The following is a 22,958-nucleotide window of genomic DNA, read 5'->3' on the forward strand; positions in this document are numbered from 1 at the left end:
CTGTGCCCTTGGGCACAGTAGCATCAAACGCTAAAATTGCAGGGTCTGGCAGGCGGTAAAGACAAATTTTTTAAACCCCTGAGCCGCCGCTGACAGCATTTTGTCTTTACGCGTAGCCAGATAGATATAACGGGTTGGGCCGGGATCGCGGATGCGCATCACATGCAGATCCGAGCGTGAGAGCGTGCTGATACGCGGCATCACGGCAATGCCGTAGTTGACGCTGACCAATCCCACCATTGCCGTATCTTCTTCAACGTAGCAGGCAATTTCCGGGATCAGTTTTTTCTGCATAAACATCTTATCGATAAACTGACTCAGCCCGCTTTTCGGCGAAAAGAAGATAAACGGATAGGAAATCGCCTCTTCCAGTGAGATATCTTCCTGCGCTTGCTGAGCCAACGGGTGTTGGCATGAGGTCACCAGCACCAGTTCCTGGCTTATCAGCGGCAAAAACTCTATTTCATTCTCATCCGCGACGAGCGAACAGATAGCCATATCGTATTTATCCGCTTTCAGGTCGTCCACCAGCGCTGACGTGGTGCCCTGATAAAAACAGAAGCGCTTGTTGTCATTACCCGGTTGATGGACAAAACGATCGACCAGGCGCGGCACCACGGTTTCACCCATGGTGTAGATAAATGCCAGACTGATCACGTCATCCTGTGGGCCGCACATCTGACGCAGCGCCAGACGGCCATTCTCCAGTTCCAGTAACGCATTGTCCACATAGGGTAAAAAAAGCTTGCCCGCATGGGTAATGCGTACATTCCTGCCCGATTTTTCAAACAGCATCACCCCCAGCTCTTTCTCCAGTTCTGCAATAGCGTGGCTGAGCGACGGCTGCGTAATAAACAGGCTCGAGGCCGCTTCAGTGTAATGCTGCTTTTCAGCCAGGCGTTTAAAGTAGTGCAGCTGTTTTAAATTCATAACCAGCCTCTTGGCAAGGTATCACGGCATCATTCGCACGCAGTGAGAGTGGTGAGTTCCTATTGCCAGCATATCCCGCTTTTACCGTTGCCACTGCCCGTCAAACAGGGCTAATGCAACATTGTTTCGGTGCTGTGCAATATAAGCGGTACGCCTGTCGGCGCAACAAAAATGCGCTGCGTAACGCAATTGTTAATGAGTAAAAACATAAATCAGACAAGAATGACACTGCGTTATAGCATATATACGCCATCTGATAAATTGAGAAAATAATACTGCCTGCGAGATCACAAAATAGTGTCTGCTCGTGAACACAATGTGATGCACACCCGCCTTTTTCCAGATAGCGTTATTGTAGGGCACTTGTGAAATAAAAACATTTCATCAACATCCCCCCTCTCCCCTTTCTCACATTGCACAGCAATAAAGTTGGCAACTAAAACGGCATATTACGTATTTATTATTCCCCGCATTTAATACATTACATAACGAGAATAAACCATCTCTCACGCAGCACCGCTCATTATTGAAATACAAAAGGTCAGGAAAAACGAAAACCGCTATCCCTGGTTATAAAAAATATCAACAACAAGCAGAATCATTAACGAAATGCGGAGAAAAGCATGAGCCAGAATAAGGCCTTCAATGCGCCCTTCTTATTAGCCGTCGTCGGTATCTATCTCAGTTATTTTTTACATGGCGTCAGCGTTATTACGCTGGCACAAAACATGACATCCCTTGCGGAGAAATTTGGTACTGACAATGCGGGTATTGCGTACCTGATATCGGGCATTGGCTTAGGCCGATTAGTCAGTATTCTCTTCTTTGGCGTCATCTCTGACAAATTTGGCCGCCGTTCTGTCATCCTGCTGGGTGTCAGTTTATATATTTTGTTCTTCTTTGGTATTCCCGCCAGCCCGAATCTGATTGTCGCCTTCGCCCTGGCCGTGTGCGTCGGCGTTGCCAATGCGGCGCTGGATACCGGTGGCTATCCGGCACTGATGGAGTGTTATCCCAAAACATCAGGTTCAGCCGTCATTCTATTAAAAGCCATGATCTCCTTTGGGCAGATGTTATATCCGATGCTGGTCAGCTACCTGCTGCTCAGTCACATCTGGTATGGCTATGCGATGATCATCCCCGGCGTGCTGTTTGTGTTGGTATCGTTACTGCTGCTGAAAAGCAAGTTCCCCAGCCAGTTGGTGGATGCCTCCATTGCCAATGAATTACCGCAGATGAACAGCAAGCCGCTCGCCTGGTTGGAAGGGGTTGCCTCTATCATTTTTGGCGTTGCCGCATTCTCTACCTTTTATGTCATTGTGGTCTGGATGCCCAAATATGCTATGGCATTTGCCGGTATGGCAGAAGCCGATGCGCTGAAAACCATCTCGTATTACAGCATGGGTTCACTGGTGTGCGTATTTATTTTCGCCCTGCTGTTGAAAAGCATGGTGCGTCCGGTATGGGCCAACGTGTTTAATACCGGGGTTTCGGTGATTACCGCCACGATTATTTATCTCTACCCGTCACCGTTGGTGTGTAATGTGGGCGCCTTTGTTATCGGCTTTTCAGCCGCAGGCGGGATATTGCAGCTCGGCGTTTCTGTGATGTCCGAATTCTTCCCAAAAAGCAAAGCCAAAGTCACCAGCGTTTACATGATGATGGGCGGTCTGGCTAACTTCTTAATTCCGCTAATCACGGGGTATCTGTCAAAAATCGGTCTGCAATACATTATTTTGCTGGATATCGCTTTTGCCCTGTTGGCCTTTGTTACTGCCATCTTGGTTTTTATTCGCTACTACAAAGTGTTCAAAATCCCGCAAAGCGATTTACGGTTCGGCGAACGTTTCTTTCAATAACGCCGCCTCAAGAATGTGAATATAGATTTCAAAACCTGAACAGAACGGCAATCGACAATTTGCGCGATAAGCGCCCGCCTATTGCCTGAATAACTGCACCACCAATTATTACCTTGTGTAAGGAGTTTAGAATGGATGTTACCGCAAAATACGAACTGATTGGATTAATGGCTTATCCCATCAGACACAGCCTCTCGCCGGAAATGCAAAACAAGGCGTTGGAAAAAGCGGGTTTGCCTTTCACCTATATGGCTTTTGAAGTGGACAACACCACCTTCGGTAAAGCAATTGAAGGCCTTAAAGCGCTGAAAATGCGCGGCACTGGCGTTTCCATGCCCAATAAACAATTAGCCTGCCAATATGTGGATGAATTAACACCGGCCGCCAAATTGGTCGGTGCCATTAATACCATTGTTAATGATAACGGGTATTTGCGTGGTTATAACACCGATGGCACCGGGCATATTCGCGCCATCAAAGAAAGCGGTTTTGATATTCAAGGCAAAACCATGGTGTTGGTCGGCTCGGGTGGCGCATCAACAGCAATTGGTGCTCAGGCAGCGATTGAAGGCATCAAAGAGATCAAACTGTTCAACCGTAAAGATGAATTTTACGAGCAGGCACTCGCCTTCGCAAAACGCGTTAATGACAACACCGATTGCACCGTCACTGTCAGTGATTTAGCGAATCAGAAAGCCTTCGCCGACGCCATCGCACACGCCGATATTCTGACCAACGGCACTAAAGTCGGCATGAAGCCACTCGAAGATCAATGCGTTGTGAGCGATATCGCCATGTTGCGTCCGGAACTGTTGGTCACCGAATGCGTTTACAACCCGCACATCACCAAGCTGCTGCAAATGGCTATGGACGCAGGCTGCAAGACCATTGATGGCTACGGCATGCTGCTGTGGCAAGGGGCTGAGCAGTTCAAGCTCTGGACCGGTAAAGAGTTTCCGCTGGAACACATCAAAAAAGTGATGGGCTTTAACGCCTAAAACACGTCGGTACGCGGCGTATTCCTCACGCCGCGTTATCGGACTGTGTGGAAAAAGATGACGTAAAGGGAAAAGCATGAAAACCGTAACCGTAAAAAATCGGGTGTTTGGCGAAGGCGCACCAAAAATTATCGTCTCGCTGATGGGCAAAGACATCGCCGCCATCAAATCTGAAGCCCACCATTATCAGGACGGCGACGTCGATATTCTGGAGTGGCGCGCCGATCATTTCGATGACGTTACCTCCATCGCCAGTGTGTTGGAGGCTGTGCGCACGCTGCGCGACGGCATCCCCGACAAACCCCTGCTGTTCACCTTTCGCAGCAAGCAAGAAGGTGGGGAAAAAGCGCTCTCTGCCGAGGCCTACATTGCCTTGAACAAAGCGGTGGTGGAGAGCGGGTTGGTGGACATGATCGACCTGGAGCTGTTTACCGGTGATGCGCTGGTGAAAGATACCGTGGCGTTTGCCCATGCTCACGGCGTGAAAGTCATCATGTCCAACCACGATTTTCACAAGACGCCACCAAAAGAAGAGATCGTCAAACGCCTGTGCAAGATGCAGGAATTGGGTGCCGATATCCCGAAAATCGCCCTGATGCCGCAGAACAAAGACGATGTGCTCACCCTGCTGGCCGCCACGCTGGAAATGCATGAGAAGCACGCGGACCGCCCGATCATCACCATGTCCATGTCAAAAACCGGTGTTATCTCCCGTCTCTCCGGCGAACTGTTTGGTTCAGCCGCCACCTTTGGCGCACTGAAAAAGGCCTCTGCCCCAGGGCAAATTGCCGTTAAAGATTTGCGCGCCGTATTGACGGTATTACACCAATCCTGAATAGCGATGGCACGGCTATAGCCGTTTGCGCCGCCAAGAGCAGCGCACGTTCATTCGCTTATCACGAGGAGTTGCAATGAAACTGGAAAAACCGAAAAGAATTAATGGCCGAGTGCCGGTGCTCTCGGCACAGGATGCGGTCAATTACATCCCCGATGAAGCCACCCTGTGCGTATTGGGGGCCGGCGGTGGCATTCTGGAAGCCACCTCACTGATCACTGCCCTCGCCGACCGCTATAAAACCACGCAGTCACCGCGCAACCTGTCGCTGATCAGCCCAACAGGATTAGGCGACCGCGCCGAGCGTGGCATCAGTCCGCTGGCACAGGAAGGTCTGGTCAAATGGGCGCTGTGCGGCCACTGGGGACAGTCACCGCGAATTTCCGATCTGGCAGAACAAAACAAGATCGTCGCCTACAACTATCCGCAAGGGGTGCTGACGCAAGCAATCCGCGCCTCCGCTGCTCACCAACCGGGTATTTTGAGCAATATCGGTATTGGTACCTTTGTCGACCCGCGCCAACAGGGCGGCAAGCTGAATGAAGTGACCAAAGACGATCTGATCAAACTGGTCGAAATCGATAATCAGGAATACCTGTTCTACAAGGCCATTGCGCCGAATGTCGCCTTTATCCGCGCTACCACCTGCGACAGCGAAGGATACGCGTCTTTCGAGGATGAAGTGATGTACCTCGATGCGCTGGTGATTGCACAAGCGGTACACAACAATGGCGGTATCGTGATGATGCAGGTGCAGAAGATGGTTAAAAAGGCCACGTTGCATCCTAAATCTGTGCGCATTCCCGGCTATCTGGTCGACATTGTGGTGGTTGATTCAACGCAAACCCAGCTGTATGGCGGTGCGCCCGTCAACCGCTTTATCTCCGGCGATTTCGTGCTGGATGACAGCACCAAAATGGCCATCCCCCTCAACCAACGCAAACTGGTAGCACGTCGCGCGCTGTTCGAAATGCGCAAAGGCGCGGTCGGTAACGTCGGGGTCGGCATCGCCGACGGCATCGGTCTGGTGGCTCGCGAAGAGGGCTGTGCCGATGACTTCGTGCTGACGGTGGAAACCGGCCCCATCGGCGGGATTACCACGCAAGGCGTAGCCTTCGGTGCCAACGTCAATACCCGCGCCATTCTGGACATGACCTCTCAGTTCGATTTTTACCACGGCGGTGGGTTGGATGTGTGCTACTTGAGCTTTGCTGAAATCGACCGACACGGCAACGTTGGCGTGCATAAATTCAACGGCAAGATCATGGGTACCGGCGGGTTTATCGACATCAGCGCCACCTCGAAGAAGATCATCTTCTGCGGCACCCTGACGGCGGGCAGTTTAAAAACTGACGTCGGCGACGGCAAGCTGTCGATCGTGCAGGAAGGGAAAGTCAAAAAATTCATTCAGGAAATCCCGGAGATCACGTTCAGCGGAAAAATTGCGCTCGAACGCGGGTTGGATGTGCGTTACATCACCGAACGCGCCGTCTTCACCTTAAAAGCCGACGGTTTGCACCTGGTTGAGATCGCTCCCGGCGTCGATCTGGAAAAAGACATTCTGGCACAGATGGACTTTACCCCGGTCATTTCGCCCGACTTAAAACTGATGGACACACGCCTCTTTTTCGATGACGTGATGGGCTTTGTATTGCCTGACGCTGAACAATAACAGGAGTAAAAACGATGGACTTTGCCTTAACTGAAGAGCAAGAGCTGCTGCTTGCCAGTATTCGGGAATTGATCACCAGTGATTTCCCGGAAGAGTATTTCAGAACCTGCGACCAGACCGGTACTTATCCGAAAGAATTTATGCGGGCGCTGGCCGATAACGGCATTTCCCTGCTGGGCGTGCCGGAAGAATTTGGCGGCATTCCGGCGGACTATGTCACCCAGATGCTGGCACTGATGGAGGTGTCTAAAAACGGCGCTCCGGCGTTCCTGATCACTAACGGTCAGTGCATCCACAGCATGCGTCGTTTTGGTTCTGCCGAGCAGTTGCGCAAAACCGCTGAGAGCACGCTGGCTACCGGCGATCCAGCCTATTCACTGGCCCTGACCGAACCGGGCGCAGGCTCGGACAACAGCAGTGCGACCACCAGCTACACGCGTAAAAACGGTAAGGTGTATCTCAACGGGCAAAAAACCTTTATCACCGGTGCCAAAGAGTACCCTTATATGCTGGTGCTGGCACGCGATCCCGAACCGCAGGATCCGAAAAAAGCCTTCACCCTGTGGTGGGTGGAATCGAATAAGCCCGGTATCAAAATCAACCCGCTGCACAAAATCGGCTGGCATATGCTGACCACCTGCGAAGTCTATCTCGATAATGTCGAAGTGGAAGAGAGCGACATGGTGGGCGAAGAAGGCATGGGTTTCCTGAACGTGATGTACAATTTCGAAATGGAACGCCTGATCAATGCCGCGCGCAGCACCGGCTTTGCCGAGTGCGCCTTCGAAGATGCCGCACGTTATGCCAACCAGCGTATCGCTTTTGGCAAGCCAATTGGTCATAACCAGATGATCCAGGAGAAACTGGCGCTGATGGCCATCAAAATCGAGAACATGCGTAATATGGTGCTGAAATGCGCCTGGCAGGCGGATCAGGAGCTGTCATTACGCACCAGTGCCGCGCTGTGCAAACTTTATTGCGCACGCACCGCGTTGGAAGTGATTGATGATGCCATTCAGATCATGGGCGGACTGGGTTATACGGACGATGCACGCGTATCCCGTTTCTGGCGTGACGTGCGCTGCGAAAGAATTGGCGGCGGCACCGATGAGATCATGATTTATATTGCCGGACGGCAGATCCTGAAAGATTATCAAAGTAAATAACTGACGGGCTGAGACGCCGGTTCACACTGGCGTCTCAACCGAATATCCCCCTCACAGCAACAATTCTGAACTCTCGCCAAACTCCGTTATATACTCCAATCCATTCAGACTATTTTTGAACTGCTTACGGTATTCGCTGGGTGAACAGCCAACATGGCGCATGAATAATTTGGCGAAGTGATCGACATTGTCATACCCGACGCGAAGGGCTATCTCGTTCAAACTGCACTCGGTGTTAGTTAGCGAAAATTTTGCCTCAGTGATCCGGCGCTTAATCACATAGTTGATGGGAGAGATATGATATTCCTTGGTAAATTCATGGCAGATATAGCTCACGCTGGCACGGAACTTTTTAGCGAGCTGATCCAGGGTTATCTTTTCCCGATAATTATTATTCAGATAAACCAAAATATCTTTTACCAACACTTCCTTGCGGATATATCCGGATTCTGAACGGTAGGCATTCTTAAAGTTTTCATAAAACAACGCGGTCAAGGCATAGCCGAAAGCATCGTAGACTGGCGAGGATAAAAGATTTTTTTGCTGGGGTAACATCACGCCCAGTTCGTGAAATATACTCTTTATTACTTCTTTTCCTTTCACCACCGAAACCACCGGACAGGAATTGGACTGCATGATCTGATTCTCATCCCTGTCGCGGAATTTAAATCCGTAAACGGCACAGGTATAGGTGGTTGCCGGGGACGCATTATCGGAGGCGACGGCGTGCAATCGGCCACGCTCCACCACCACAATATCCCCGGTCTGTGCAACATAATTGGACGAATCGATGATAAGCCGGGCTACGCCACTTTTCACGTAGATCAGCTCCGTTTCAGCATCATGCACATGGTGTCCTGACTCCCAGTTTGGGTCATCACTGATCACAAAACGGGACAATTTGGGCGTCATTCCCTTTTCAAACAAGGTATCGGTATTATTGTCAAACCAGCGCTGATACATGACAACCTCCACGGGAAGCAGTAAGGTGTAAGCCAATTATTTAGGGGTAAAGTAGCGCAACGACCTGTACTGTATATCACGTTTTAAACCACGCAAAACAAGATTGTTTGCATATCATGCAAGATTACACCGCCTGATTGCCCCACCAGAAAAGGGGGTGTTTTTAACGCATAACCCTGACTACTTTTTCTCATTTAAAATACGCACTTCCTACATACAGAAAACATCACATTTACAATTCGCTGAGATTTTCATTATTTAGTGAGCGTGTTAATAATTCCAATTAAAAAAAAGCCTCGCATTTATGATGCGCATCACATCTTATTTTCACCCTTTGTTTTCAGCGTGAATGCACAGTAGCAAATGTCACTGTGATGTTTAAAGGTGATAGCGCATTAGCAATATGTCATGGAATACATTTATCTGCCGCCGCGCACAATTTTTTTGCAAGATTGTTGGTAACTAAAACATATTATCATGTCGTTTTTTACCCCTGTATCCCGCACACTATTTCCATCAAAATTTTATATCTCTCTGAGGCACATCGATATTATTTTTCGATGCACCGCCTGCGAGCGACCAATAGGAGACGCCATGAAAATAATAACCTGCTTTAAGCTGGTGCCCGAAGAGCAAGACATTGTGGTTACCGCCCAACGCACGCTCAATTTCGACCGCGCCGATGCAAAAATCAGCCAGTTTGATTTAAACGCCATCGAGGCCGCCATCCAGTTGGCCGGTGCCGATGGGCAGGTCGCGGCGCTGAGCGTCGGCGGCAGCCTGCTGGACAACACCAAAGTGCGCAAGGATGTGCTGTCGCGCGGACCGAATGAACTGTTTCTGGTACAGGATGCACAGTTAGACAATGCGCTACCCAAGGATACCGCACAGGTGTTAACGGCGGCGGCCCGCAAGATTGGCTTCGATCTGCTGCTGTTCGGCGAAGGTTCTGGCGATCTCTATGCGCAGCAGGTTGGGCTGCTGGTCGGTGAAATGTTGCAGTTGCCTACCGTCAATTCCGTGAGCCAGATTGAATTGCTGGACAACCGGGTGCGCGTGGAACGCACGCTGGAAGAGGAAGTGGAAATTCTTGAGTTGCCGCTGCCCGCTGTGCTTTGCGTAACATCAGATATTAATGCGCCAAAAATCCCCTCCATGAAGGCGATTCTGGGCGCGGGGAAAAAGCCGGTAACCCAATGGAAAGCCGACGATATCAGTTGGCAGCGCACTGCACCTCACACCGAGCTGGCGCAGATCCACGTGCCACCACAGGCGGAACGTAAGCACATCATTCTGGAAAGCGATTCGCCGGAAGCGATCGCCGAACTGGCCGAACACCTGAAAAAAGCGCTGAACTAACCCGGAGAATATCATCATGAGTCAATTAACCAATGTATGGGTGTTCAGCGATAACGTTGAGCGCTACGGCGAATTAATGACGGGCGCACGCCAGTGGGGACAGCAGGTTTACGCCGTTGTGCAAGATGACACGCAGGTTGCCGCCGTTAAACCGCTCGGCGCGCAGGGGCTCTACGTGTTGGGCAAAACGGCACAGCAACGTATCGAAAACTATGCCGAAACGCTGGCATCGCTGATCGAAAAACCGGCAGCGACGGATTTTCCCGCCACGCTGATCCTGCTGGCGGCCACCAAGCGCGGTAAGGCGCTGGCGGCCCGGTTAAGCGTGCTGCTTGATGCCGCCGTCGTCAACGACGTCACTACCCTGACGGTAGAAGAGCACGCGCTGTATGCCGAACATCGTATGTACGGTGGCCTGGCGTTTGGCAAAGAGAAAATCAATACCGCGGTTGCCATCGTGACGCTGGCAGCGGGTGCCATCGAGCCCGAGACGGCCAATGCGACGTCTGAATGTCCGGTTTATCAGGCTAACTATGTTACACCGCGCCAGGAAATCCTGTGTGTTGAACGCCGCGCCAAATCGTTGAGCAGCGTCGACTTGAGCAAGGCCAAACGCGTTGTTGGCGTGGGCCGTGGATTAGTTTCACAAGAAGATTTGCGCATGGTTCAAGACCTGGCAACGGTATTGGGCGCGGAAGTCGGCTGCTCACGCCCGATTGCTGAAGGGGAACACTGGATGGAGCGCGAGCGCTATATCGGTGTCTCTGGCGTGCTGCTGAAATCCGATCTCTACCTGACACTGGGGATCTCCGGTCAAATCCAGCACATGGTGGGCGGCAACGGGGCAAAAACCATCGTCGCCATTAACAAAGACAAAAATGCGCCGATCTTCAAATACGCCGACTACGGTTTGGTCGGTGATATCTACAAAGTGGTCCCGGCGTTGGTTGAGCAGTTGACCCGCTAACCCTCGTTTGTTGGTCTTTTCGTTAACAGCACGTATCCCGCCACGCCACTGTGGCGGGATAGGGAGCAGGAACCATGTCGGAAGAAAAATTTGATGCCATCGTCGTCGGTGCCGGGGTTGCGGGCTGCATCGCCGGTTATGTGATGGCGCAAGCCGGGCTTGATGTATTAGTCATTGAACGTGGCAACAGCGCAGGCAGTAAAAATATGACCGGTGGACGCCTCTACGCCCACAGTCTGGAGAGCATCATACCTGGGTTTGCGCAACAGGCCCCGGTTGAACGCAAAGTCACGCGAGAAAAAATTTCCTTTCTCACCAACGAAAGCGCCGTCACCATGGATTACCACAGCGAACAGCCGGATATCCCCGCTAAAGCCTCTTATACCGTGTTGCGTAACCGGTTCGATCCCTGGCTGATGGAAAAAGCCGAACAGGCTGGCGTGCAGTTTATTCCCGGCGTGCGGGTAGATGCCCTGTTGCGCGAAGGCAACCGGGTCACCGGCGTGCAGGCGGGGGAAGATGCGCTGGAGGCAAACGTGGTGATTCTGGCCGATGGTGTGAATTCGCTGCTGGGCCGTTCCGTCGGTATGGTCCCGCCTCCATCACCGCATCACTATGCGGTCGGTGTGAAGGAGCTGATTGCCCTGCCCGCATCGCAAATCGAAGACAGGTTTAACCTGGCACCGGGAGAAGGTGCGGCCTGGCTGTTTGCCGGTTCGCCTTCCAACGGGTTGATGGGCGGTGGTTTTCTCTACACCAATAAAGACTCAATTTCACTGGGTCTGGTCTGCGGTTTGGGCGATATCGCCCACGCCAGTAAAAGTGTGCCGCAGATGCTGGAAGATTTTAAACAACACCCGACGATCCGCCCCTTGATTCAGGGGGGAGAGTTGCTGGAGTACTCGGCACACATGGTGCCCGAAGGCGGGCTGGAGATGGTGCCCAGTCTGGTGGATGACGGCGTGATGATCGTCGGCGATGCGGCCGGTCTATGCCTCAATCTGGGCTACACCGTGCGCGGCATGGATCTGGCGATTGCCTCTGCACAGGCAGCTGCCAACGCGGCGATTGCCGCAAAACAGCGGCAGGACTTCTCATCCGCCAGCCTGATGGAATACAAACGCACGTTGGAACACAGCTTCGTGCTGCGCGATATGCACCACTATCGCAAGGTGCCCGCCATGATGGAAAACCCACGCATGTTCACCCAGTACCCACGCATGGTGGCCGATATCATGAGCGATCTGTTCATCATTGATGGCGGCCCTAACGTGCCAGTGCGGGCAAAAATCATGAAGCGTGCCAAACAGGTTGGCCTGATAAACCTGTTGAAAGACGGCATCAAAGGAGCGACAGCGCTATGAGTCACGACAACAGCGTCAATGTGGACGTCAAACTGGGCGTCAACAAGTTCCATGTGGATGAAGGCCATCCACACATCATTCTGGCCGACAACCCCGATATGGCTGAGTTTCGTAAATTGCTCAAGGCTTGTCCGGCGGGGCTCTACAAGCAGGATGAGGCAGGAAATATCCATTTCGACTCTGCCGGTTGTCTGGAATGCGGTACCTGCCGGGTACTGTGCGGTGAAACCATTCTGGAGCAATGGGAATACCCGCAGGGTACGTTCGGCATCGAATTCCGCTTTGGTTGATCCCCCCGTAAAAGTGATCGACGGCCGTCCTGGCGGCCGTTAAACACTGAGACAAAAACACATGACCGTTTCAATAGCATTTAACGCTGAACGTCGGGCGTTATACCGTCAGCAAGGATTCTGGGGAGACGCCTCACTCGCCGACTATTGGCACCAAACACAAAGCGCCATGCCGGACAAGATTGCCGTGATTGACCATCAAGGGACGTCTTACACCTATGCCGCGCTAGACCGCGCAGCAAGCAGTGTTGCAAGCTTTCTACTCACCTGCGGGATTGAACCCGGCGATCGCGTCGCTTTTCAGCTACCAGGATGGTGTGAGTTTACGGTTATCTATCTGGCCTGTCTGAAGGTGGGCGCGGTATCCGTACCGCTACTCCCAGCCTACCGTGAAACCGAGCTGGTATGGATCCTCAATAAATGCCAGGCTAAAGTGCTGTTCGCCCCCACCCTGTTCAAGAATACTCAGCCTATCGACCGGGCCATTCCACTGCGTGGGCAGTTGCCTCACCTGCGGCACATCGTAGCCGTGGATAAATTGGCTCCCGCCAACGCGACCACGTTGGCGCTCAGTCAACTATTGCAGGATTTTGCACCACTGGAGACGCCGATCCGCGTGCACGGCGATGCATTGGCCGCCGTACTTTTTACCTCCGGCACGGAGGGCGTGCCCAAAGGGGTGATGCTGACACACAACAATATTCTGGCCAGCGAACGCGCCTACTGTGCGCGACTGAACCTGACCTGGCTGGATACCATCTTGATGCCAGCACCGTTGGGCCATGCCACCGGCTTTTTACACGGTGTCACCGCCCCCTTTATCATCGGTGCGCGTAGCGTACTGCTGGATATTTTTAATCCGACAAACTGTCTTGAACTGCTACAGCAGGAACGCTGTACCTGCGTGCTGGGCGCGACGCCGTTTGTCTACGACCTGCTGTGCTGCGTACAGCAAAAACCTTACGACCTGTCATCGCTGCGCTTTTTCCTGTGCGGCGGCACTACGATCCCTAAAAAGATCACCCGAGATTGTATGCAGATGGGCATCAAACTGCTCAGCGTGTACGGGTCAACGGAAAGCTCACCGCACGCCGTCGTGAGGCTGGACGATCCCACAGCACGGATCGTCAACACTGACGGGCAGGCGGCGCCGGGCGTTGAAATCAAAGTGGTCGATAAAGCGCGCAACACCGTTGCGTATGGGGAAGAAGGTGAAGAAGCGTCGCGCGGCCCAAATGTATTTATGGGTTATCTGGATGAACCGGAATTAACGGCGCGCGCGCTGGATGAAAATGGCTGGTATTACAGCGGCGACCTGTGCCGCATGGATGCCGACGGCTATATCAAAATCACCGGGCGCAAGAAAGATATCATCGTGCGCGGCGGCGAGAATATCAGCAGCCGCGAGGTGGAAGATCTTCTGATGCAACACCCGCGCATCCGCGATGCGGGTGTGGTCGCCATGCCCGATGAACGTTTGGGAGAACGCTCATGCGCCTATGTGGTGCTTAAAGCCCCCTACCACGTGCTGACGCTAGAAGATGTGATTGCCTTTTTCAGCCGTAAACGCGTGGCAAAGTACAAGTACCCCGAGCATCTGGTGATCGTCGAGAGTTTGCCGCGCACCGCATCCGGGAAAATAAAGAAATACCTGCTGCGACAAGACATTCTGCAACGCCTCGGGCTGGATGAACACCAGCAAGTCCACCCTTCCCTGTTCTCCGCCTGATCCCAACAACAAAGGCTCTCGCTAAGAGAGCCTCAGACTGATGACAAAGCCCGTTGTTAGGCGAAGTGCGGCGATGGGGTCGTAGCGGCGTAAGCCGCCGGAGCGCCCCTCGTCGTGATTCGCCGGGAAACACGGACGTGCCGAAAACGGTTTGTCAGCAATCTCAGTCTCTCGCTAAGAGAGCCTGATTGTTATGCCAATAATCAGTAACCCGCGGTACAGGTTATCACTTACGCCAATGCCTCCCAGCAGGCAGCCTCGCTCAATGGGCAGTCACATTCTTGCTGCGCCGCATCCGCGGCCATCTGCTTTACCGCTAATTCACGAAACAGTGTCGGGCTAACGCCTACGTGTTTGTGAAAGAATCGGGTGAAGTAGGCTTCATCATTAAAACCTAACGTCGCCGCCAACTGTTTGATGGTTTTAGCGGTATAAACCAACTCCCGCTGCGCTTCCTGAATCACTCGACGATTGATCACATCCAGACTGGACATCCCCAGCGTCAAGCGGCACAGACGGGAAAGATGGCCGGGAGTCATACCCATGTGCTGCGCATAGCTGTTCACCGCCAGCCGTTGGCGAAAGCGCTCCTCAACCAGGGCCAGAAACTTGTTCACCTGCGCGGTCTTGCGCGAACACACTTCATAGGTTTGCGGCGCACTGGCCCGCCCACTAATGCGCGCAATGTGCAACAGCAAAGACGTCAGCAGCGACATGCCCATGGCCGTTTGTGTCGAGCTCGGTGTGTGCCATTCACGCAACAGAACCTCAAAAGCGTCCTGCACCACCGAACATTCCTCCGGCATCTGAGCCAATGAAAACATACAGGGCGTTGCCAGAAGTTTTATCACATTGGGCGCCAGCAACTTAATGACCGACTCCAGCGGCTTTTGTGAAACCGTCACCGTTAGCCCTTCAGAATCAGGCGTGTAGGCCAGACAATGCACGGTTTGCGCAGGCACCAAAATCAGGCAAGGCGCTTGCGCCGTGTAATGGCTGTAATTGAGCAACAGATCGACGCTTCCACGCTCGATAAACAGCAGTTGTATCAACGTCTCATGTACGTGGGGGGATACTTTCCAGTTCAGCGCGCGGGAACGAAACGAAATCCGCTCTACGTTGAAGAAGTTCTCCCAGCTTAGCGCTGTTTGCTCGCCATAGAGCGTATAGGCAGGAATAGTGGTTGCCATAACAGATTCCCCTTAACGCACCGGGTGGGCAGCATGAGCAGACGTCTGCTCACGGCTGACAATGGGTTGAATACGCGCAGCCCAGATAAACAACGCGCCACAAATGGCAACAGTGGCTCCCAGATACAAGGCATACTCATACCGGCCGGTAATATCGATGATTACCCCAGAAAATACCGGTGCCAAGATACCCGCTGTGGTGCCGAATACCCCGTTCAGTCCCACCAACAGCCCGGTATTGCTTTGCGAGAATGTCATCGGGATGGAGAAATGTGCGCCCATCGTAAAGCAGAGAAAAAAGTTGGAAGCAGAGATTAACGCTGCCGCCGCGCCCAGGCTGTTAGCGCGTGTACCCAGAATCAGAAACATCCCTGCCAGCAGCAGCCCCAACATTGGCGTAAACTTCCGGCCTGCGCTTTGTCCCATACGCCGAACCGCCCAATCGGTAATTGTCCCTCCTAAAGGATAGGCGATGATGGCGGCCAAATAGGGCAACATGGAAAATATCGCACTTTGTTTTAAATTGATGCCGCGCCCCAACGCAAAATAGGTCGGAAGCCAGGTCATAAACAGGAAAAACAGATAATTAGTACAGAAATAGCACAGCGCACAGCACCACACGGAAGGTGTTGAAAAAATATCGCGCCGACTCAATGGCGGGCTATTTTGCGTGAGATTATCCCGTTGTTGACCCGCGTAGATATAATCGCGCTCTGCCTGGCTAACAACCTTATCGTCCTGCGGGCGATTAGCGCCCCAGCGCCACCACAGCAGGCACCACAGCAGTCCCGGCAACGCCAAAATGTGGAACACCCGTTGCCAGCCCCAGAGTTGTACGATCGCCGCGGCAACGATCATTGCCACAGCGATCCCGGCGGGGCATCCAACCTGTAACCATCCGGTCGCTTTTCCCGTTTCACTTTTTGGCACCCAGTGGGCCAACAGTGAAAAGTTGGCCGGCACCAGCAACCCCTGCCCAACGCCAACCAGGATACGTAACGCCATCATGGCCCCCAGTGTCTCGCCTAACGGGGTAAGGAAAGTAAAAAGCGCCCACCACAACGTGCCTGTGACCAGTACGACACCGCCGCCCAAACGATCGGCAAGCATACCGGCAGGCAACATGGTTACGGCATAGCCAATAAAGAATGCGGTGGAGATCCAGCCGAATTCGGTGGCACTCCAGCCAAACTGTTGCATTAACGCAGGCCCACATAGGGACATGCTGCTGCGGGCGACAAACATAACAAAGTAATCGACGATCAGCAGGGCAATGATACCCCAGCGTCTGTTTCCAAGAGATGCGTTCATGATGACTCCCATGGGGGGAACGCCGCAGGACGTGCCTTACGGCGGTCACTATTGCAGGGTGTAGGGCGTTATCACAAAATGACGCCGCGGCTTTCAATCAACGGACGGGCGATGGTTAGACGCTGCACCGTACGTGGCCCTTCCTCAAACCATAACGCGCGTGCATCACGGTACATTCTCTCTACCGGGCCATAAGGGTTATCTTCGAAATAGCCAATACCGCCGAAGATTTCCAGGCAACTGTCAGAGACCGTGCGTACCGTGTCGATGCCGTGCAGTTTGCACATGGCGGATACCATTTCGATATCCTCACCGCGATCGAATTTCTGCGCGCAGTCACGCAACATGACGCGTAACGCATGCACCTGGGTGCCCATGTCCGCCAACGTTTGTTGAATCGCCTGGCGCGCCACTAGCGGTTTACCGAAAGTCACTCGGTCTTTGGCTCTCGCAATGGCCAGTTCAAGAAAACGCTGCGACATTCCGAGACAGGTTACCGCGATCATCGCGCGGGAATGCGCCAGGGCATTCATAAAGATATCCAGCCCATCGCCTTCCTGACCCATGATGTTATGTGCTGGCACTTCGCAATTTTCAAAGCGCAGATAAGCATGCCCAGCCCCTCGGCATCCCATCATGTGCGGCATCGGATCAATGTAGTAACCGGGGGTATTCGTTTCGATAAAGAATGCGGTGAGGCCGCCCTTTTTCCGCTTGGCTTCATCGGTAACCGCTATCACGTAGGAAGCATCGGAAATATCGGTGTGTGAGATCAGCGTTTTACTGCCATTGAGTATATATTTATCGCCCTTTCTTACCGCCGTGGTGCGAATATCAGCCCCCGAACCGCAATCGGCTTCTGTCAAAGCAAAATTGATGTAGGCATCTTTATTGGCCAGTTTGGGCAACCATTTTGCGCGCAGATCTTCTGCCCCGTGATCGTGAAGAATTCGCCAATTCAAGCCGTTGGCATGATGCAGATTCATGCGCATCCCACCAGGGCCGCGACAAAATTCTTCCATTACAGCAAAGAATTGCTCGCAGTTAAGTCCCATGCCGCCATAGGTCTCAGGGATGGCCAGACGAAACAGATCGTTTCTGCGGCAAACATCATAATAGGCATCGGGAAAAACATTGGTTCTTTCCACTTCCAACTGTAATTCTTCCAAATCATTTTCCGTCACACGGCGAACTTTTTCTTTCAACGCAACCAGTGCCTGCTCTGATAATAGGGCCATGATATTACTCCATTTAGAATGAGTAGATTTATTGTGTGTTCCCGTTTCTAAACTGAGTATAGATTTGGTGCTAATTATCCAACCAGCGACATTTAAAACACAAAACTGGACAAATCAAACATAAAATAAAAAACCATTTAAAATCAAAGAATAAAAGAAAATCAAAAAAGTAATCAGTGCTGAAGCAGCCTATGATTTATTATTTCATATGACTATTATTTTTAGGATCGATTTATCCAGGAAAATAAATAAAATGTCTATGGGATTATTTTTCTTTCACGTTATTTTAATGGAAACATTCATCACAAAAATATGACCTGCGGAGGCTTATAATGAAGTTATTATTCTCTACGCCAAAAAACAGTAAACCTGCGGCGACACAGCGCTCAATGCGCCACAAAAATAGCACCAAACCCTCCTTTTACATGCCGATACCCCAGTTCTACCAGTGTGAGCACTGCCTGCGCCTGATGATAGACGTTGCTGGCAACAACCCATCCCAACCACCTGATTGCTGTGGTCACGTAATGAAACACCTTCTCGCACAGACACCTGACGATGCTCATCACATCACCCTCACGGTAAGAGGCGGTTTCGAGAGCAATAGCCTGAGCGTCACTGTCGGTCAACCTGTACACCCAATGACGCTCCCGCATCACATTGCCTGGGTGTATCTGTATACCTTCCAGGGGGGGCAGTTAAAATTTATGGCCCCAGGAGAAGAAAGCACAGTGATGTTTGCCCTGGCAGATAAAGATGCCTACGTTTATTGCGATCGCGCCATATGCAAAGGGCGCGACTGCAAATTCAACTGTAAGCGTGGTTTTTGTGTATGGATCTATTGTAACCAACATGGATTGTGGCATTACAGCCTGTAGCCGCTATTGCCGATCTCTCGTTGTCGATCTCTTATCACTCATCCCTCACACATCATCACCCTGAAAATCGGTGCGTGATCGCCCACTCATTTGATAATAAAAATAGTTATCATTTACTTTTAAAAAGAGTAAACGCCCATTAAGATACGTCATGTTATTTCAAATCATTACAAAAGATGCATTTAACATGGATGTTACATTCAGCCGAAATGCACGTGCTTTACTGCTGCCACCATCAGGCATGGATGCATTGGCGCTTAATGCATATCACTCGCGAACCGGCCTTTAATATCTCTATTTTGATGATTTAAAACGACAAAAAAAATCACAGTATTTTTTCTTTGCGCGCTTCAACCACGGAGTTTTTTAACATGCAGCAAAATGTACCACGCCGCCTGGTTTTTAATACCCTCTATCGCACCCTTTTCGCCACAGGATTGACCGTCCTTTCCACTGGAGCGATCGCGGAAAATGTAACAAATGAAACGTTTGTTGTTACCGCCACACAGACAAAACACACCACGCTCAGCGCACCGGCCAGCGTTTCGGTCGTCACCCGCGCCGAACTGGAAAAAATGTCGGTTAACGACGTTTCTGATGCTGTCAGAAAACTGCCCGGTATCAGCATTAATCCTTCAACCACCTACGGCCGCAAAGAGATCAAAATTCGTGGCATGAAATCCGACTATACGTTATTGCTGCTCAATGGCCGACGCATCAACTCGCGTGAAGCGCTCGCCAGCAACATGGGTAACGATTTCGATCTCTCCACGATCCCCGTCTCCGCTATCGATCGCATTGAAGTGATTCGCGGCCCGATGTCATCCCTGTACGGTGCCGACGCGCTGGGTGGCGTCGTCAACGTGATCCTGCGTCAGCCGGGTGAAACGGCAGCGGGTGAAATAGGTTACGGTTTTGAAGCCCCCACGGAAGGCGATGGCGGCGGGCGTAACCGCTTGAGCGGCTACCTCAGCGGCCCGTTGTTGGACAATAAACTGCTCGGCAGCGTGATCGTTGACGGGGGGAAACGTGATGCCTGGCGCACCAATCAATCCCGCAACCCCAACTCGGATGCGCTGGAAGCCCGCGATACCTTCAATGCACTGACCAATCTGACCTGGCTTATCGATGACAGGCAAAATATTGAATTCGACACCACTTACGCAAAAGACGATCGTGATGTGATGTGGAATAACAACGGTGCATCACCACGAAATATTCAAAAAATGGAACGCATTGGGTTTGGCCTGACACACAATGGTAGTTGGGAGTACATCGATACGCGCTTACGTTACTACTTCGAAAGCGTCGATTTGATGGATAACTCGCAACTCAACGGCGGCAAAGCCTACATTACTCAGGATAATAAAACCCTGGATGGGCAAGTCTCTGGCTACCTTGGCGATCATTTGATCACAGCTGGCGGCGAATATCGGAACACCGAATTACAACACAGCCTGAACTTGCAAAATGGCAACGTGGCGGTAAGCCAGAAAGCGTTTTTCTTGCAGGATGAATTTAAACTCGGCGATCTGGCTCTGACGTTTGGCGGTCGAGTCGATTCGCACGAAATTTACGGCTCAGAATTTAGCCCGCGCGCCTACGCGACCTACAGCCTGAGCGATAACTGGGTGGTTAAGGGGGGGGTAAACAAGGCGTTCAAGGCACCAACCATCGCGCAATTTACCCCAGGCTTCGCCGTGATCTCTTGCCGCACTTTCTGCCATACGGTAGGGAACCCTGACCTGAAGGCAGAGACCGCTGTCAGCTATGAGTTGGGCACTGCCTATGAGGCTGAGCATTATGGTGCGGGTCTGACCCTGTTCAATAACGACATTAAGGATATGATTCAGGCTCAAACCTGGGACGGCAAAGCGACACTGCTCACCTATGAAAATGTGAATAAAGCACGCATTCGCGGTATTGAGACTTCCGTATGGGTCGATCTGACCGAAAGCCTCAATTGGGCCACCAATTGGACCATCGTCGATGCGGAAGATCGCAGCACCAAAATGCGTCTGAAGCAGACGCCTAAGAATACGGTCAATACCCAGTTAACGTGGCAAGTACTGGACAACCTTTCTACGTCGCTCTCCTATCAATACACGGGCAATCAATATCTGCTCGATAAGCAGTCGAGAAGAACCAGAGGGTTCAATACCGTCGATCTGGGCGCGACCTATACGCCGATCAAACACGTTGATCTGAAATTGGGTGTCACCAATATCACCAATGAAAAACGCGATTATATGGCTACCGCGAATGACTACTTCCTGTCAGGTCGGACAATTTATGGGGGTATCAGCTATAAATTCTAAGTTGCTGTTATCAACGCGCACAGCCTGATTGGCTGAGCACAAGAACCGGGGGAGTGAGCCGTTATTAGTGGTTCACTTCCCCATTAGCACCTCACGCGTATTTCTCCGACGCGTTCGCTATAACCCCGCCAGAGAGCGTTTAAGCCGCACTTTATCCTCTGCTATCTGCGGCGCTTTAATCACATCGAATGAGCCAAACACCGGCAATATAGCAAAACCACAGAATTTATAGACTGCGGTGGTTGAGGAAAACAAGTCTTCCAGGGAGCGCCCGGCATAGAGTCGTTGGGCCGGATCGTCAAACGCCTCTTTAGGCGTATTCATGGTCAGCGAAAGCAGGAATGTTTTACCGTGCAGCTTGCCACCCGTTCCATATTGCTTACTCGGGTCGTTCGCTATGCGGCCATCGTCAATCAAAAAACTTTGCTGGCTCATCCCTGCCGTGAAGACTTCATCAACATATTTCTTGTAGAGCCAGGGCGTACCAAACCAGAACACGGGCGACTGGGTGATGATAATATCTGCCCAAAGGTGTTTCTGAACTTCCTCGTTAATGTTATAGCCCTTCTCAATATAGGTTTGCTGGGTGCGATACCCTTTTTTGTCCATCTCATTCTTAATCAACGCAACATACTCTCGATTAAGCGCCCCTTCGCTAAGGCCAGGATAAGTCTGATGTGCATTGATGATAAGCACGTTTTTTACGCGAGGCTGTGCTGCACCAATGGCACCAGTGGCAAACCCGGGTAACACTGCGGCAGCGGTAGCCACCAACCCGGCTTTAATAAAGTCACGCCGCTCTTGAGCCACGCCCCCCACAGTATCGCTTTGTTTACCAACAAATTTGCAGTAAGGGAACCGCCAGTTCTTGTCTATCATGTCAATTCCTTTTGCCGTTTTATAGAGAAAAGCCCACCCACCCACGATGGCTAGAATAAGCAGGTATAGCTAACGAGGATGACAACGATGGGGCTTTTTTTCTGATGCCGAGGGCGAGCACGTAGGAGGACTCCACAAAGGAGACCTAAAAGAATAATGGGATAAACGGCGCGGAGATAATGCAGAAACAAAAAAAGAACCTTTCGGTTCTTCAAATGTTGGAGCGGGAAACGAGACTCGAACTCGCGACCCCGACCTTGGCAAGGTCGTGCTCTACCAACTGAGCTATTCCCGCATCATGCTATAAACACTGGACATCGCAACGGTATAAACGGTTACGCGGTTAGCGTTGGCCACCAACCTGTCCATGGCGAGCATTTTACTGACCTGCCCTGACCAGTCAATAAAATTATCCCTTAACGCTCATCGATTGCTGTTTTTTACGACGTCGAGGTCAGGAATCCAGCAAATCGCGCCACGCTGCACTCAAATACTGGAACATGGACCAAAAGGTCAACACGGCGGCGATGTAGAGCGCGATAATGCCCGCCCCTTCGACCATAGGCTCAGGACGCCAAAGTAGCCCAACCAGCGCCAGCATTTGCGCCGTTGTTTTCACCTTCCCTACCCAAGACACCGCTACGTGACTGCGTTTGCCAATCTCAGCCATCCATTCGCGCAGGGCGGAGATAATGATTTCTCGCGCAATCATCGTGGCGGCCGGCAAGGTTATCCACCACACATGGTAATGCTCAGCCACCAGCACCAACGCCACTGCGACCATCACTTTGTCAGCGACCGGATCGAGGAAAGCACCGAAGCGCGTGGTTTGCTTCAAACGACGCGCCAGAAAACCATCAAACCAGTCGGTAACCGCCGCGACCACAAAAATAAAGGCGCACAGCAGCGGAGCCCAGACAAAAGGAAGATAAAACGCCAGCACAAAGAACGGAATAAGGACAACGCGAAACAGAGTTAGCAATGTTGGAATGTTCAATTGCATAGGGATTGG

Annotated in this window: 20 protein-coding genes and 1 tRNA gene; 12 read left to right on the forward strand and 9 right to left on the reverse strand. The window is 51.7% G+C overall.

What is annotated here, in order from left to right; translation table 11 throughout:
- Positions 1 to 30: 30 nt before the first annotated feature.
- Positions 31 to 930 (reverse strand): LysR family transcriptional regulator, encoded by a 900-nt coding sequence (locus J5069_RS07740; protein WP_264643272.1) that lies wholly within the window; start codon positions 928 to 930, stop codon positions 31 to 33.
- A gap of 623 nt (positions 931 to 1,553) precedes the next feature.
- Between J5069_RS07740 and J5069_RS07745 the strand changes: the two genes are divergently transcribed.
- From J5069_RS07745 to J5069_RS07765, 5 genes are all read left to right on the forward strand, one after another.
- Positions 1,554 to 2,789: an MFS transporter gene (locus tag J5069_RS07745; RefSeq protein ID WP_264643273.1), complete on the forward strand. Its 1,236-nt coding sequence runs from the start codon at positions 1,554 to 1,556 to the stop codon at positions 2,787 to 2,789.
- A gap of 131 nt (positions 2,790 to 2,920) precedes the next feature.
- Positions 2,921 to 3,787, forward strand: coding sequence for a quinate/shikimate dehydrogenase (ydiB, locus tag J5069_RS07750; RefSeq protein ID WP_264643274.1), 867 nt, complete (start codon positions 2,921 to 2,923; stop codon positions 3,785 to 3,787).
- A gap of 76 nt (positions 3,788 to 3,863) precedes the next feature.
- Entirely contained in the window at positions 3,864 to 4,622 is a 759-nt protein-coding gene (gene aroD / locus J5069_RS07755) for a type I 3-dehydroquinate dehydratase (RefSeq protein ID WP_264643275.1), read from the forward strand.
- Between the two features lie 76 nt (positions 4,623 to 4,698).
- Positions 4,699 to 6,294 (forward strand): acyl CoA:acetate/3-ketoacid CoA transferase, encoded by a 1,596-nt coding sequence (locus J5069_RS07760; protein WP_264643276.1) that lies wholly within the window; start codon positions 4,699 to 4,701, stop codon positions 6,292 to 6,294.
- 14 nt (positions 6,295 to 6,308) lie between these two features.
- Positions 6,309 to 7,460: an acyl-CoA dehydrogenase gene (locus tag J5069_RS07765; RefSeq protein ID WP_264625854.1), complete on the forward strand. Its 1,152-nt coding sequence runs from the start codon at positions 6,309 to 6,311 to the stop codon at positions 7,458 to 7,460.
- Between the two features lie 51 nt (positions 7,461 to 7,511).
- Here the strand turns inward: J5069_RS07765 and J5069_RS07770 are convergent, their stop codons facing one another.
- On the reverse strand, positions 7,512 to 8,423 hold the full coding sequence (locus J5069_RS07770; RefSeq protein ID WP_264643277.1) for an AraC family transcriptional regulator: 912 nt from the start codon (positions 8,421 to 8,423) through the stop codon (positions 7,512 to 7,514).
- Between the two features lie 594 nt (positions 8,424 to 9,017).
- Here J5069_RS07770 and J5069_RS07775 point away from each other — a divergent pair.
- The 5 genes from J5069_RS07775 (at position 9,018) to fadK (ending at position 14,132) form a co-directional block, all read left to right on the forward strand.
- Positions 9,018 to 9,782, forward strand: a complete 765-nt coding sequence (locus J5069_RS07775) for an electron transfer flavoprotein (RefSeq protein ID WP_264643278.1) — start codon at positions 9,018 to 9,020, stop codon at positions 9,780 to 9,782.
- Positions 9,783 to 9,798: 16 nt separating this feature from the next.
- The gene (locus J5069_RS07780; protein WP_264643279.1) at positions 9,799 to 10,749 is read left to right on the forward strand and encodes an electron transfer flavoprotein subunit alpha; all 951 of its coding nucleotides are present in this window, start codon (positions 9,799 to 9,801) and stop codon (positions 10,747 to 10,749) included.
- A gap of 74 nt (positions 10,750 to 10,823) precedes the next feature.
- A complete protein-coding gene (locus J5069_RS07785; RefSeq protein WP_264643280.1) occupies positions 10,824 to 12,113 on the forward strand; it encodes an FAD-dependent oxidoreductase in 1,290 nt (429 codons plus the stop codon).
- On the forward strand, positions 12,110 to 12,403 hold the full coding sequence (locus J5069_RS07790) for a ferredoxin family protein (RefSeq protein ID WP_264643281.1): 294 nt from the start codon (positions 12,110 to 12,112) through the stop codon (positions 12,401 to 12,403). The genes J5069_RS07785 and J5069_RS07790 overlap by 4 nt, the downstream gene beginning before the upstream one ends.
- A gap of 61 nt (positions 12,404 to 12,464) precedes the next feature.
- Complete coding sequence (gene fadK / locus J5069_RS07795) at positions 12,465 to 14,132, forward strand: medium-chain fatty-acid--CoA ligase (protein WP_264643282.1); 1,668 nt, start codon at positions 12,465 to 12,467, stop codon at positions 14,130 to 14,132.
- A gap of 230 nt (positions 14,133 to 14,362) precedes the next feature.
- Here the strand turns inward: fadK and J5069_RS07800 are convergent, their stop codons facing one another.
- The 4 genes from J5069_RS07800 to J5069_RS07815 all read right to left on the reverse strand — a co-directional run bounded on the left by J5069_RS07800 (position 14,363) and on the right by J5069_RS07815 (position 18,395).
- Positions 14,363 to 15,322: a helix-turn-helix domain-containing protein gene (locus J5069_RS07800; RefSeq protein ID WP_264643283.1), complete on the reverse strand. Its 960-nt coding sequence runs from the start codon at positions 15,320 to 15,322 to the stop codon at positions 14,363 to 14,365.
- A 12-nt stretch (positions 15,323 to 15,334) separates the two neighbouring features.
- Positions 15,335 to 16,633, reverse strand: a complete 1,299-nt coding sequence (locus J5069_RS07805) for an MFS transporter (protein ID WP_264643284.1) — start codon at positions 16,631 to 16,633, stop codon at positions 15,335 to 15,337.
- Between the two features lie 71 nt (positions 16,634 to 16,704).
- A complete protein-coding gene (locus tag J5069_RS07810) occupies positions 16,705 to 17,871 on the reverse strand; it encodes an acyl-CoA dehydrogenase family protein (protein WP_264643285.1) in 1,167 nt (388 codons plus the stop codon).
- A 386-nt stretch (positions 17,872 to 18,257) separates the two neighbouring features.
- Positions 18,258 to 18,395, reverse strand: coding sequence for a hypothetical protein (locus J5069_RS07815; RefSeq protein ID WP_264643286.1), 138 nt, complete (start codon positions 18,393 to 18,395; stop codon positions 18,258 to 18,260).
- 3 nt (positions 18,396 to 18,398) lie between these two features.
- Here J5069_RS07815 and J5069_RS07820 point away from each other — a divergent pair, with 3 nt between their 5' ends.
- Positions 18,399 to 18,749: a class II SORL domain-containing protein gene (locus tag J5069_RS07820; protein WP_264643287.1), complete on the forward strand. Its 351-nt coding sequence runs from the start codon at positions 18,399 to 18,401 to the stop codon at positions 18,747 to 18,749.
- 371 nt (positions 18,750 to 19,120) lie between these two features.
- The gene (locus J5069_RS07825) at positions 19,121 to 21,067 is read left to right on the forward strand and encodes a TonB-dependent receptor domain-containing protein (protein ID WP_264643288.1); all 1,947 of its coding nucleotides are present in this window, start codon (positions 19,121 to 19,123) and stop codon (positions 21,065 to 21,067) included.
- Between the two features lie 117 nt (positions 21,068 to 21,184).
- Here J5069_RS07825 and J5069_RS07830 read toward each other — a convergent pair whose 3' ends face one another.
- The 3 genes from J5069_RS07830 to pgsA all read right to left on the reverse strand — a co-directional run bounded on the left by J5069_RS07830 (position 21,185) and on the right by pgsA (position 22,949).
- Positions 21,185 to 21,946, reverse strand: coding sequence for an NAD(P)H-dependent oxidoreductase (locus tag J5069_RS07830; protein ID WP_264643289.1), 762 nt, complete (start codon positions 21,944 to 21,946; stop codon positions 21,185 to 21,187).
- A gap of 219 nt (positions 21,947 to 22,165) precedes the next feature.
- Positions 22,166 to 22,241, reverse strand: a tRNA-Gly gene (locus tag J5069_RS07835).
- A 159-nt stretch (positions 22,242 to 22,400) separates the two neighbouring features.
- Positions 22,401 to 22,949: a CDP-diacylglycerol--glycerol-3-phosphate 3-phosphatidyltransferase gene (gene pgsA, locus J5069_RS07840; protein WP_264643290.1), complete on the reverse strand. Its 549-nt coding sequence runs from the start codon at positions 22,947 to 22,949 to the stop codon at positions 22,401 to 22,403.
- Between the last annotated feature and the right edge of the window lie 9 nt (positions 22,950 to 22,958).

The organism is Candidatus Symbiopectobacterium sp. NZEC127 (genome assembly GCF_025962675.1).
Lineage (GTDB): Bacteria > Pseudomonadota > Gammaproteobacteria > Enterobacterales > Enterobacteriaceae > Symbiopectobacterium.